Origin of the sequence: Arthrospiribacter ruber, from assembly GCF_019343195.1 — a bacterium.
Taxonomy (GTDB): Bacteria; Bacteroidota; Bacteroidia; order Cytophagales; family Cyclobacteriaceae; genus Arthrospiribacter; species Arthrospiribacter ruber.
Genome location: NZ_RPHB01000008.1, coordinates 324807 through 338769, shown reverse-complemented (window position 1 = coordinate 338769; position 13963 = coordinate 324807). Strand labels below are relative to the sequence as shown.

6 protein-coding genes are annotated in these 13963 nt (G+C 41.7%); 1 reads left to right on the top strand and 5 read right to left on the bottom strand.

All coding sequences use genetic code 11. The features are described from left to right. Window positions 1-4 precede the first annotated feature (4 nt). Entirely contained in the window at window positions 5-871 is an 867-nt protein-coding gene (locus EGN73_RS17585) for a hypothetical protein (protein WP_219287037.1), read from the top strand. A 165-nt stretch (window positions 872-1036) separates the two neighbouring features. On the opposite strand, the gene EGN73_RS17580 is transcribed toward EGN73_RS17585, so the two are convergent. The 5 genes from EGN73_RS17580 to EGN73_RS17560 all read right to left on the bottom strand — a co-directional run bounded on the left by EGN73_RS17580 (window position 1037) and on the right by EGN73_RS17560 (window position 13783). Next, window positions 1037-1942, bottom strand: a complete 906-nt coding sequence (locus tag EGN73_RS17580; RefSeq protein ID WP_219287036.1) for a hypothetical protein — start codon at window positions 1940-1942, stop codon at window positions 1037-1039. A gap of 27 nt (window positions 1943-1969) precedes the next feature. Next, the gene (locus tag EGN73_RS17575) at window positions 1970-3565 is read right to left on the bottom strand and encodes a RagB/SusD family nutrient uptake outer membrane protein (RefSeq protein WP_219287035.1); all 1596 of its coding nucleotides are present in this window, start codon (window positions 3563-3565) and stop codon (window positions 1970-1972) included. A 10-nt stretch (window positions 3566-3575) separates the two neighbouring features. Then, a complete protein-coding gene (locus EGN73_RS17570) occupies window positions 3576-6653 on the bottom strand; it encodes a SusC/RagA family TonB-linked outer membrane protein (RefSeq protein WP_219287034.1) in 3078 nt (1025 codons plus the stop codon). Window positions 6654-6758: 105 nt separating this feature from the next. Beyond that, the gene (locus EGN73_RS17565) at window positions 6759-9608 is read right to left on the bottom strand and encodes a glycoside hydrolase family 31 protein (RefSeq protein ID WP_219287033.1); all 2850 of its coding nucleotides are present in this window, start codon (window positions 9606-9608) and stop codon (window positions 6759-6761) included. Between the two features lie 134 nt (window positions 9609-9742). Further along, the gene (locus EGN73_RS17560; protein ID WP_219287032.1) at window positions 9743-13783 is read right to left on the bottom strand and encodes a two-component regulator propeller domain-containing protein; all 4041 of its coding nucleotides are present in this window, start codon (window positions 13781-13783) and stop codon (window positions 9743-9745) included. Window positions 13784-13963 lie beyond the last annotated feature (180 nt).

Below are 13963 nucleotides of genomic sequence, written 5' to 3'. Positions count from 1 at the left end.
CACTATGAAAATTATACTTAAAACCTTAAGAAGGTCATCCTTTTTACTATCGGTCTTTCTTTTCTCCTTTGGGCAGGTCCTGGCTCAGGCAGACCATGGAATGCTTCAGCTAGCTGACTCCATAGCCAAGGAAACACTTGAAAAGGAAGGGCTTTTCACAGTTTTTGGAGGACTCAAGCCCATTAGTACGGTTGAACATTTTAAATTTCCCATTGATACAGTTACCAAAGTCCTTTTAGAAGTAGATGTGGCCGCAACTCAGATCCAGCTGCTTCAAGAAAGCCTGGAGGAATTATCAAATGAAAATATAGGCTTTGCAATCATACCTTTTAAGGCAATATCGGGTGAGGAAAGAATATTTCAGTTGCTCGTATATAATAAGGCCAGCTTACAAAATACGATTGAAAAATACGCTGACTTTTTCCTGAAAAGAGGTATTGTGGCAGCCAGTGATCCCCAGGCTATATTGGTGATGTATGAGTTTGAGGAAATAATGGACCGATTCCGTGCATATGGATATTTGTTTGGTTATCCTCAGCATGCTGTTGATTTTTTTGTTGAAGCCGCTATTCATAAAGAAAATACAGGAGAATTTGTCAAGAGAAGCTTTTTTCAGATTCCTGTTGCCAGTTCAGAAACAGGGAGATTTGTTTATGCATTACCGGAAAACCAGGAACCTTTGACAAGTGATATGGAATTGAAGCAAAAAGCCGGGGAAGTTCTTGAAACCTATAAACGTATCCGGGATGAATTTTTGAAAGACAATAAGGGTTATTCTTTCCTGGAATTGTTTCAGTTTATCCGGGATAATTTCGCAGAGTGTAGGTGTATAGAAGAAAAGTCTTTAAAATTCAGTAAATATATTGACTAGGTTATGATTTTTAACGATAGAGGCTTCTGTGTACTTTCCTGCTAAGTTCTTTCCGGCTACAACAAAATGAGGCCGATTTTAGCAAAATCGGCCTCTATTGCTGCAAGAAACTATTCCTTATGGTTTTTTTAATTCCATTTTCAGGTTATTGCTTTTGGCTATCCATCATTCTTCTTCCAGGCTATCCAAATAATCCTGTGAAACAAAGTTATATACCAACATAGCGGCACCGTCACAATCGTCTCTTCTCAAAACACCCAGTTGCATGGCGTTTTCGGTAAGGGAGAAGATTCTCGTATTTCCCCAATTGTTGACACAGTCAGCATTGCCTGAATTATGCAAAATGGCCGCATCTGTGAGTGTTAAAGTTTTGTCTTCTACATTCAAAAAATAGGTACCTTCTTCTAGACCTCTGTTGGGCAGCATGTTATGGTTGACCTGTACATAGGGTCCACCATCCAGACTGAATGTCATGGTACCATAATCACCATAGTCCATCAACCAGGTATTTTCAGCATAATCAGGCTCCCATGCCCAACAATCCTCTCCATAGCATCCCGTATCTCCGCCATCCCAGGAATCTCCTTCAAGCAAATAGCCATTGTCCGCTCCGTAAAAAAACAAAGGTCCATCAAAAAAATTGGCGTCTATATCGAGTATCCATGTTTTTTCCTCTCCAACTCCACCGGAAAGTGCAGTCCAAAGCGGATCATCCACATAATTCAGGTTATCTTCAGAGACATTTACCATAACCGGATCCAGTTCTACGATACCGCCCCCAGTGACAAATGACAACTTAATTTCATAATCTCCGGCGAATGCAAAACGGACAGTATCTTGCTGTCTGGTAGATCTGCCAATCCCATAATCCCAGATAGGAACCGTCTCTGGTGTATCATTGATTAAGATCACTGTGTTTCCTCCCGGATCCGAAGTCAGATCCTGCTCAACCCTGAAGCTTATCTGATCAGCTGTGAGCAGGCTCCCTAACTCATAGTTGTCGTCCACTACACAAGCCATAGGCAACAGAAGAATTGCTGCCAGGAATATTTTTTTTATCCTTAGTTTCATAATTAGTCTACTTAATTGTTAACAAACTTACCAACCGGGGTTTTGAACAAGAACATTATCAGAAAGAATAATCTGATTGTTAGGAATTTGTTGAAGCCCTTCTGTAGTAATGATATTGGATGGGTTGATGACTTTTGATACAGGTGATCCAGCATTCAACACTGTGCTTGACTCTCCGATCACATTGGCTGCAAAGTCCACTCCTTGACGCAATAGATCCCAATAGCGGATACCCTCCAGCGCAAATTCAAGCCTACGTTCTTCCAATAGCCTGTTTGGAGTAATTGCAAGTGAACTGAAATTCTCACCGTATGCTCTCCTTCTTACATCATCAAAATAGGTTTGTGCATTAGGGCTTCCCAACTCAGCAGCCATCAGCAACACATCTGCATACCGGATGACGAAATAATCCTGAAACTGACCAATCATATGATTCGGTGCGCCCAGATCAACCGGCAATTCAACGCCATCTTCATTAATCATCGGGGAATATTTTTTTGTATAATATCCCGTATATTCCCTCTGTCTGCTAAAGTTTGTAAAGGGAAGACCTTCTTCTTCAATGGCAATAATAGAGGCTTCTCTACGCGCATCATTTTCATTGAAGGCATTGTACAGTCTCGGGTTAACAGTGGCTCCGCCCCAACCCCGACCATAAGGGAAAAATGACTGTTCTCTGATCCCAAGCATTACCATCCAATGATTTCCATCTGTATTGCCATCATAGTCACTGGTATAGGTGTATCTGATAGAAAATATTACCTCCTCATTAAGTTCTCCGGCATAATCTTCCAAAGAGGCTGCAGGCCAAAGTTGACTAAACTCCTCCACCAGTCCATAACCACCGGATTGAATCACATCTTCCATATAGGCCAGAGCTTGTTGACCGGTAATGACTCCGGCAAGGTCAGGCTGTTGGTAGTAACCTGTATAATACAAATAAACCCTTCCGATCAAAGCATTTGCCGCCCATTTGGTGACCCTTCCAAACTCACTGCTTGGCTGGGACGTGCCCGGTATGGCTTCTAGATTTTCTGCGGCAAACTGTAAGTCTTCGGCAATAACCCTATATACCTCTTCCGGTTCGGCCTGTGGTATATTTTCAGGAGATGGTTCGGTCAATAAGGGGATATTTCCCCAAAGCCTTACCATATCAAAATAGAGGAAGGCCCTCAAAAACCGGATTTCAGATTCGTACCGCAACCTTAGAGCATCATCATCTTCCCAATCAATCTGATCCATTCTTTGTAAGAATGAATTGATCCGGAATATAGCACTGTAATATGCGGACCAGTTATCCTGAAATAGGTTTTGATCTGCGGTAGACCTGTTACGGTCAAACTCATCTAGCATCTGATAGCCAAAGCCATCTGCAGATCCCGTCCCACCAAAGGCATTGTCCGATAGTACTTCTGAAGCTACAGGGAAACTTACCCCACCAGCCCAAATTTGGTGAAGGCCTTCATAGCAACCAACCAATGCCCTGTAAGCATCATTGGTAGTCCTGTAAAAGTTTTCGTCTGTCAATTCTGTAATGGGCTCGGTATCAAGAAAATCTCCTGTACAGGAAGCTGCTGTACAACCGATCCCCAAAGCAAGTATATATGTTTTGATATTTTTCATGTCCTTTTATTTAGAATCTAATATTTGCCCCCAGCATCATAGTCCGTGGTCGAGGATAAAATCCTAAATCCACTCCCGAAGAAAAACTGCTTCCATACCCGATTTCAGGATCCATTCCTTCATATTTGGTAAAGGTGTAGAGGTTGAGCACAGAGGCATATATTCTGACTTGCCCCAGTTTTTCATTGTTGAGGATCCTGTTGAGGTCGTAACCTAAAGTGATGTTGCTGATTCTTAAAAAATCCCCATCATGTATATACAGATCTGAGAAGTTTGTCCAGTTTCTGGCATCCTCGGTTACTCTTGGCATCGTATGGGAAGAGCCCGGTCCATGCCATCTGTCCAATATGGCAGTCGTATAGTTGGCGTATGGATTGGCATGGTTACGGTAAGTCTGAACAATCTGATTGCCGGCTACCCCGTTTGCCAAAAAGTTGAAATCAAACCCCTTATAATCCGCAGAGAAGGTAAGGCCAAAGGTATACGCAGGATTTGGATCACCTAACATGACACGGTCCGAGTCATCAATAACTCCATCGCCATTGACATCTACATAACGGACATCACCTGGTTCGGCATTTGGCTGTATGATGGTCTCTCCTGATCTGTGATCCCTTACCTCTTGCTCTGACTGGAAGATACCATCCGTCTGTAATCCCCAGAAGTAACCGATAGGGAACCCATTCTGTGCACGATAAAAAGGCATCGAATTGTCAAATAACTGATTTGCCTGGCCATGGATGATACCGTCTCTTGTTGGGATATTTCCTACCCGGTTTCTGTTATAGGCTCCATTTACACCAATGCTATAATTTAATTGACCTGCCCGGTTATTATAGGATAAGGCCAACTCAACACCGGTATTTTGAACATCCCCACCATTGATAAATGGAGGTGCTGCACCAGCAGTGGATAGGATAGGGGCTTCTATCAGCCAATCCCTTGTGATTTTGTTGTACCAATCAAAATTCACTGTCAACCTGCCCTGCCATAGCTGTGCGTCTATACCGATGTTTGCCTGTTCGGAGGTTTCCCACAGCAAATCTGTATTCCCTAACCTGCTGGGATAAGCTCCCGGTACCAAACCCTCTGTTCCTTCACCAGGTCCGAAAAAATAGTTTGTATTGGAAATAGATACCGGAGCCATGAATTGAAAAAATCCAATATTCATATTACCTACCTGACCCCAACTTGCACGGAGTTTCAGGAATTCCAAGGTGTTTTCCAATGGAGCCATAAAGGGTTCGTTACTGATCACCCAACCCGCTGAAATGGAAGGGAAAAAACCAAACCGGTTACCTCTTGCAAATCGGGACGCACCATCAGCACGGTAAGTCAGATTCAGTAGATATGTTTCATTGTAATTGTAATTGATTCTTCCAAAATAAGACATCCTGTTATCTGGGTCAGCCGGTCCTCCTCCTAAATTGATGTTGGCCCCATCCACATTGGTAGTATTGGATAACCAGGCATATTTTAGGTCTTCAATGATTACATCACGGTTACTTGCAAACATGTATGAACCTTGAAACTGAAACATAGAACTTCCTACCATGGTCTCAAAGTTGTGCTTGTCATTCAGGGAGAAATTGTAGGTCAACAGGTTGTCAAACAGAACAGTTCTACCTTTTCCCATATTTTGGTGAGCACTCGAAAACAATGAAAATGCAAAGGAAGAAAGTTGATAGGTAGGGGTAAAAGATCTTCCTTCATTTGAATAATAATCCAAACCTACGCTTGTTCGGAACCGGAGATTTTTTATCGGCTCCAAAACCATGTATACATCCCCAAGAATACGCTGGTTATTGTTAAGGTTTTGGTTCTGATAATACATCAAAGCATAAGGATTGGCTTCGTTTGGATTCCAATCTGAGTTGCTGTTGTCATAAAAATTCATGTTTTCATCAAACATCGGTACTAGGGGAGAGGTATTAAAGGCACCCCTCAGGGCATTGTTATACTGATCGCCAACCCCGACACCTGAAGACTGTCTGTTCGAGATGGTAAGATTTTGTCCGATGGTCAGCACATCATTGTATAAATGATGCTCTGAATTTACGCGGATATTGTACCGCTCAAAATTTGAAAGGTCACTCCCCCCCACAATACCTTCTTGCCCGGTATATGCCAGAGAAACCGAATAGATGGAATTTTCACTTCCACCCTGCAAACCCAATACATGGTTTTGGTTTACCGCATTGTTGGCAAACATTTCGTCCAACCACATGGTACCCTGTCCAAATTCATTTAATTGATCCTGCGAAAAGTATGGACGCCCTCCTGAGTTGATGGCCGCCTCATTCATGATGGTGCCATATTCATAGGCATTGAGCATTTTCGTAGTTCTAGGTGTGTTTTGAACTCCGTAAAACATATCATATGTTACGGTAGCTCTTTCTCCTCTCCGGCCTCTGCGGGTAGTCACCAACACCACACCATTGGCAGCCTGGGAACCGTATATGGCAGCTGAGGCTGCATCCTTTAGGACATCAATCGATTCTATATCAGCTGGGTTGAGATATGAAATGTCATTGGTCAAAACCCCATCCACTACATACAGTGGTGAGGCATCTCCTATAGTGCCCAATCCTCTGATAACCACACGCATACTTTCTCCCGGCTGCCCTGAAGTGGCAGATATCTGAACTCCCGGTGCCAGACCTTGTAGGGCTTCCAGTGGTTGGGTAGTGCTCAGGCTTTTAAGTTTATCCCCATCCACCTGTACTGTTGCACCGGTGACGACTTTCTTTTTCTGTACACCGTAACCAACTACTATCACCTCTTCCAGATCACTAAGATCAGGCTCCAAGGTTACATTGATTTCACTCCTGTTGCCAACAGCTACTTCTTGCTTGATATATCCTAAAAAGGAGTAAACCAATACGGCATTTTCCTGATCTACACTTAAGTTGTAAGTACCATCAATGTCAGTTATTGTACCCTGTCCGGTTCCCCGGACGAGGATGCTCACACCGGGAATAGGCTCTCCCGTGTCACCGTCGGTGACTTGGCCTATTACATTTTGTTGAGCCATTGCTGCCGGCAGCAGCAATAGCCAAGCTAAAATACTGGCTAAAGTCTTTTTCATAGGTTCGTGTTGTGAATTTTTGGTTTATTGCTTATCATTTTGCTTTCTTTCCGCAAAATCCTGCGTTGAATTGGTCTGTTATTTTTCATGGGTTATTTGGTTTATTTAATTGTTTAGTTTAATCGAAAGTGCTTCTCCGGTATAGCTGAAACTGAAGTCAGGGATTTGGTCAAAATCCAGTGGCTTGGGTTTGTCCCGGTCTATGACTATTACTTTGAAATCAATTTTGTCCACTCTGTTTTGATGTTTTTTGCCAACCCTTTCATTTATTTTCAGCGTTTTATCCTGCTCACTGTAAGAAATAAGTATTTTATCAAACTGGCCATTTTCATAGGCATAGTCAGTATGTCCGTCGTCATACAGGCAGAATTCCCCATCATTACCCGCATAAACAAAGAGGAGAATTTCATCTTGCATGCGCTCAGCGGTGTGGAAAATTTCGGATCCAAATGGGATGATTGCACCCGCTTTTATAAAGAGAGGCATGCGCTCATAAGGGGCCTCTGCTGTAATTGTCTGCTCACCTTCTAAAAATTTTCCTGAGTACATGTCGTACCAACCGGCATGTTTTGGAAGATATACGGCTTTGGTATTTGCCTGATAGACAGTCACTGGAGTCACCATAATTGATGGTCCAAACATGTATTGGTTACCGATATCACGGACCTTCGGGTCTTTAAAATCCATTACCAAGGGACGCATGATCGTATTGTCTTCATGATAAACAGCCCCTGTTATGCTATAGATATATGGCATCAAACGATATCTCAGCTTGTTGTAATAAAGCATGGACTGATAAGCAGGGTGTTCTTCCGGGGCAATATTGTAGATTTCACGATGTGGATATTGTCCATGAGCCCTAAACAGGGGGGTAAATGCTCCAAATTGAGTCCAGCGTGTATTCAGTTCCCTCCATTCATCCAATGCGTCCCCTTCAGGATGTGGTCTATCATACTTATCTTCCACAAAAAAACCTCCTATATCCGTTGTCCAATAAGGGAGACCTGATAGAGAAAAGTTTAACCCTCCTGCAATTTGTCTTTCCATTTCATCAAAACGGCTGGCTATATCGCCACTCCAGGTTGCAGCGCTATAGCGTTGAATGCCTGCAAATGCCGATCTCGTCAGGATAAATACACGTTGGTCAGGTGCTGCTTTTCTTTGCCCTTCGTAGATGCCTTTGGCATTGACCAGGGAATAGGCATTGAAAAATGCCGTGGAAGACCCCAGGGCAGTTGGGTCCATCAATGTTTTTCTCTGACTTATAGAAGCATTGGAGTGGATATCAGGCTCAGTTGCATCCAGCCACCAGGCATCAATTCCTATGCTGAACAGCCGCTTGTTCAACTGGTCCCAAAACATGGACCTTGCGGCTGGATTAAAGGCATCATAAAATGTGGAAACATAACCTTCTCCTATCCAGTCTTTCTGCTGATTTACAATGTTTTGCCGGTAAAGCATGCCCTTTTCATCCATTACCCGATTGTTGTCAATTCCTTCATAGAATTTTGGCCAAACACTGATCATTATCCTGGCATTCAGGTCATGTACTTCCTTGATCATTGCCTCTGGATCCGGAAACCGATCCTTGTCAAATTCGTGACTTCCCCATGCATCTTCTTCCCAGTAGGACCAATCCTGTACTATATTGTCGAGCGGGATTTGTTTTTCCCGGAAATTTCTGACTGTTTCCAACAACTCTTCCTGGGTCTTATAGCGCTCCCTGCTTTGCCAAAATCCCATCACCCATTTAGGCATAATCTTGGCCTTGCCAGTAAGTGTTCTATAGCCTGAAATAACATCATCCATCTCCTCACCATAAATGAAGTAATAGTCCAGGTATTCACCTGCTTCAGAAGCAAATCCAAATAAATCCTCTTCCTTGCCTTCCAAAGGTTTTAAATAGCTGAGGTCTAGAAATGATTGATCAGACTCAGGTATCCATTCTATTTTTACTGCAGTGGCAGTACTGGATAAATCATAATCAAATTCCTCAAAACCCGGATTCCAGCTTTCTCTCCAGGTATCCATCAAGACTTGGTTATTCATGGTGATTTTGATGTAGCCGGAGTAGATGAGCTTAAAAGTATGGATCCCTACATGCTCAGGAGTGATATAGCCTGTCCAGGTCACAGCACCACGGTGCTGGTCAAATTCCGGCAGGTTTTTCAATGAAGGTAGGTCTGTATAGGCAATTGTGCTTTCAAGTCTTTCTAATCCTTTTGTAGGATTGCTGCGATCGGAAGCATAAATGGCTTTGAGGCCCTTAGCATCATCCTCCAGTCCCGGTTGTAGGGTTAATTTGGAAATAGGTTCCGGAATCCGTGTGTCCCCAAATTTGGTGATTGAATTATTGTCCCAAAGCAAACCGTATTGGTTGGTGGAAATCATAAAAGGTACTACAGCCACACCATTGTATTGGGTGAGATCAACATGTCTGTCCCGATAATTGAACAGTCCGGCCTGATGTTGGCCTAAACCATATATTCCCTCTGCTTCATTTTTTTGAAAATGCTGAGAGAAGCTAGAGTAGCTGTTTTCTTCAGTTGATGCAGAATCAAAGCGCCGGCCTCCTCCGGTTTTTTCCTTAAGGATGATTTTTCCCGAAGGATCTTTGAAAAGTATCTCGGCAGTTTTCAAATTGACATGGGCAGTGACTTTATCAGTCCACATGCGTAAGGTGTCAGCATCTATTTCATGCTGCCAGTTTGCCTCATAAGACAAATCCTCTTTGACCATTAAACTATTGGTCTCTTTAAATTCAGACTTCGAAGTAGCCGAAACACGGAAGATTTCTGAAGTGACAGCTTCCAGACGGAGAACTTTGGTGCCGTCTGGGGCAGCTTCAAAACGTATGACAAGACCCTTATCTGTCACCGTAATATGATCATTGGCCAGAACAAGGTTGGATGTGAATATCACCAATCCAGATAGCAGGAAGTAAAAAAGCTTCATAAGAAATTTTGGGTTATTGATAATGTTAATTATTGTCCCAAAACTGGAAAAAATGTGATAGATGAAGGGTTCTAAATGTTAAGAATAGGGGGTTCTGAGGTTAAAAAGGTAAAAATTTGTTAAAAAAATACAATTTAATCTGTGTTTGGGGAGTTTTTGAAATTCGCAAGTTGGCTGGATAAAAAATCACTTGGGGTATAACCATAAGTTGACTTAAAAGACTTACTGTAAACTTTTGGGCTGTTAAAACCTACTGCATATGCAATTTCCGCGATAGACAGTTTACTTTTTTCCAAATATTGAATACTTCTTTTAAGTCTCATGTCCCGGATAAATTCCTGTGGCGTCATGCCTGTCAATGCAGTGAGTTTATTGTACAGATGTACTCTGCTCATGGCCATATTGTCACTCAATTGCTTTACGTTGAACTCAGGGTTTTCAAGAAATTTCTCTACTATTTCAGTTACTTTATAGACAAATTTTTGATCCTCAGAATCTATAATGATATCCTTCGCGCTGACTTTGACTTTTTTTGCCAGCGTATTTTTCAGATTTTGTTGTTCCTGAATAAGGTTTTTTATTCGTGAGTTTAATACCTGATAATTGAAGGGCTTTGTGATATAATCATTGGCACCTATATCCATACTCTGAAGCCTTCTCTCATTGTCTGTAAAGGCAGTCAACAGGATAAAAGGTATGTGCGAGGTTCGTGGATCATTTTTTACCTTTCTACAAAAGGAAATACCATTTACCTCAGGCATCATCAAATCACTTAATATCAGATCAGGGGAAAAAGCAAGCGTTTTTTTCCAGCCTTCTTTACCGTTACTTGCCTCTATTACCTGAAAATCTTCCTGAAGGTATTCAATCAAAAATGCCCTAAAATCAGGATTGTCTTCAGCCACCAGGATTTTCACTTTGTTTTCACCCAAGGTGCTGGACAGAGCAATGGGTTCTTCCGCCGGTACTGGTGTGACAACAGCATTCAATGGAAGGGAAACGTAAAAAGTCGTGCCTACACCCACCTTACTTTCAAAATGGATAGAACCGCCATGAAGATCTACATATTCTTTTGTTATCGCAAGACCAATACCACTTCCCCTCGTGTTGGTCAGGTGTTTGTGGGATTCGACCTGATAAAACCTTTCGAAAAGCCGGGCTTGGTCGTGTGCCGGAATACCCACTCCACTATCTGCTACGCATAATGTCAATATTGATCTTCCATCTATATTCTCAGAGATTTTTGTTTTTACAGAGACTGTACCTGAATCTGCAGTAAATTTAAAAGAATTGGAAAGTAGATTGAAAATGATTTTTTCCAGCTTATCCATATCAAAAGAAGTGTAATAGGACAGAGGCGTCAATTGATATTCAAATTTGATACCCTGTCTTTCAGAAATTCCATAAAAGGAATTCATCAAATCCTTGATAAAAGCCATTAAATCACCTTCCAGCAAGTTGAGGCCTTCTTCTTCCTGTTCCAATTTCTTAAAATCAAGTATTTGATCAGTAAGTTTTAGAATGCGGTTGGCATTTTTGTATATCAATTGATATTGTTTCTTATTGGGGCTTTCTTTTTCAGAACTTAGCAGTTTCTCAATAGGGGCCAGGATAAGCGATATGGGAGTACGGAATTCATGACTAAGATTGGTGAGAAATCTGATTTTTAGCTTGTCCAGTTCATGAAGTTGTTGTGCTTCCCGTCGTTCTTGTTCGATTTGAAACTTTGCATTGGCACGGCTCAAAATCAATCTCCTTGAAAAATACAAAACACCCAACAACATAACAGCATACATGAAATAAGCCCAACCAGTCTGGTAAAAAGGTGGCAGGATCTGTATGGCCAAAGTTGCACTCGTCTCCTTGAATTGACCAGATGGATTTGCAGCACTTATTTCAAGTAGGTATTTCCCCGGGTTGAGGTTTGTGTAGACGGCTCTTCGGTTTTTGTTGTCGCTTTCTTGCCAGCTATTCTCAAAGCCTTTTAACCTGTACCGGTATTTTGAATTGGAGTTTTTAAGAAAATCCAAACTGGTAAATCCAACAGAAAAACTGTTTTCACCGGGTTTAAGGACTATTTTATCGATATAATTGATGTCTTGGCCCAGCAATGTTCTCCCATTGACTGTTTCCCCTATTCTCAGTTTATTATTGAACAATTCAAAATCGGAAAACACCACTTTGGGTTGGGAAAGAGCATCTTCAAATTGACCGGGATCCACTATATAGATCCCATGGGTGCCTCCAAAGACCAATTCCCCTTTGCTGGATACCGCGGCGGCATTTTCATTAAATCCAGTGTATAAAAGTCCTTGATCGGCATTGAAAGCCTGGATGGTGATTTTGCTTTCTGTCATCAAATTCCGAACCACGCTCAATCCATGTGGTGTGCTCAACCAAAGTTCATTTTGATGATACAAAAGTGAAAGTACATTGGAATGGGGAAGTCCGTCTGCTACACTGAAATTGGAAATGTTTTTGTTTTCTGAAATAAAAGTAAGGCCGCCCCGGCTACCTACACACATAATGCCTGAAGGACCTGATTTGATATCCATGATAAAATCATGAGCTAACCCATCGGCCTCGCTGAGGTGTTCAACCTGTCCCGATTCAGGATAAATGATATCTATCCCGGCAGTCCCACCGATCCATATTCTCCCATTATCATCCTCTTCAATGGCAGATATATATGTATTGTTGTTCAATTCATGCCCGTCCTTTAATTCCAGACTTGAAAAAGTCATTGTCTCCGGATCAAATAAGAATATACCTTCGGTTAGTGTCCCTAGCCATATTCTTCCCTTAGAATCCTCAAAGAGTTCCCAGATACTCATGTCCGGAAGGTTCACAGTCTCCTGGTCATAAACCGTAAGTTTTCCTTTTTCCAGTTTAATCAAACCACCAAGATAAGTGCCCGCCCAAAGCCTTTGTTTGCTGTCATAAAGGAGAGAAACGATGATATCACTTTGCATTTCCGGGAAATTAGAACTGTCGAATAACTGGATGGAATCGGAGTTTGTATCAAAATAGAGTATTCCTTTTCCATTGGTCCCGGCAAACCAGTTCCCCTTGTGATCTTCTGAAAATGAGTTGATATCATTAAAAGGGAGTTTGTAATTGCCCCTTTCCTGATCGCTAAGATGATAAAAGCGAAGGGATTTTTCATGAAAGAAGCTCACTGCATTTTTATACGTTCCTACCCAGACAAAGTCATCCCTATCTTTATAAATAGTATAGATACTGTTACCTGAGAGTCCTGTTTGACTATTGGCTGTCAGGTAAGCTATTTCATCTTGGCCTTCAGTGATGATATTAATTCCTCCATGATCCGTACCTACCCAGATTTCGCCTTTTTTGATTTCTTCAACTGATCTTACAAGGTTGCTGCTTAAGGTGTACCCTGGGGTTTCTGTTGTGAAATGTTGCCATTCCTTGTCTTGGTAGCAATACAAACCTGAGTTTTCTTCTGGGAGATAAATCCAAACCCGCCCACTTGAATCTATTTTTAATTGATATGCCTTGTCCCCATCCGTTTGCTGGTATAAAGTACTGTCGATTTCGGTAATTTCCTGAAGATGAAGGTTGTAAGTTAAGAGTACTCCATCACTTTTTATGGCCCAAAGTTCATGGCCATAAGTTCCCATATCACTTAACTTATAGGAAGTAAATGAAGGGATTGTTTCAGCTTTTTGTTTTATCGCATTCCATCTTGCCAAGCCATGATCAGTCAAAAACCAGGTATTATCAAGGTTTTTAATGCTATGTACCTGCTGGCCTTCGAGTCCCCATCTCCTTGAATATTTTGAATAATCTCTTGAAAAAGTCTGAGTAGTCGGGTCATAAAAATTTATTCCCAGTTCAGTTTTGACACACAACCTTCCCAATGGATCAGTGAAAAGTTCAAGAATCATATTATTATCCAGGGTAGTGGAATCATTTGATTTGTGTTCGAAAACCTTGACTGTGTGTCCATCATATCTATTGAGTCCTGCGGCTGTCCCTATCCACATGTATCCTGTTGTGTCCTTCAAAAAGGTGTTCACCTGCATATGCGAAACCCCATCTTTAATCCCCAGGGAAGAAAATCTAATTTGGTCAGTTTGTCCAATTGACCACACTGACTTACACAGTAAAAATGACCCTACTGCTAATAAAGCAATTAAATATTTGCGCATTGTTAACTCCTGCTAATCTTTTAATACACCAACGACTGGATTAGCCCATCTTGTTGTAAAGATACAAAACATCTTAACCACAAATAAATTAGTGGATTGGGTTCTGGTTCTGAAGCCTGGATCTTTGTCCCTATATGACTGTATTGGAGATCACCTCTCTAGGGAATACAATGTTGTGTT

What these genes read in the sequence shown, in the direction of transcription:
- EGN73_RS17560 (WP_219287032.1), bottom strand. Translation starts at nt 13,783, where the DNA reads ATGCGCAAATATTTAATTGCTTTATTAGCAGTAGGGTCATTTTTACTG.
- EGN73_RS17575 (WP_219287035.1), bottom strand. Translation starts at nt 3,565, where the DNA reads ATGAAAAATATCAAAACATATATACTTGCTTTGGGGATCGGTTGTACA.
- EGN73_RS17570 (WP_219287034.1), bottom strand. Translation starts at nt 6,653, where the DNA reads ATGAAAAAGACTTTAGCCAGTATTTTAGCTTGGCTATTGCTGCTGCCG.
- EGN73_RS17565 (WP_219287033.1), bottom strand. Translation starts at nt 9,608, where the DNA reads ATGAAGCTTTTTTACTTCCTGCTATCTGGATTGGTGATATTCACATCC.
- EGN73_RS17585 (WP_219287037.1), top strand. Translation starts at nt 5, where the DNA reads ATGAAAATTATACTTAAAACCTTAAGAAGGTCATCCTTTTTACTATCG.
- EGN73_RS17580 (WP_219287036.1), bottom strand. Translation starts at nt 1,942, where the DNA reads ATGAAACTAAGGATAAAAAAAATATTCCTGGCAGCAATTCTTCTGTTG.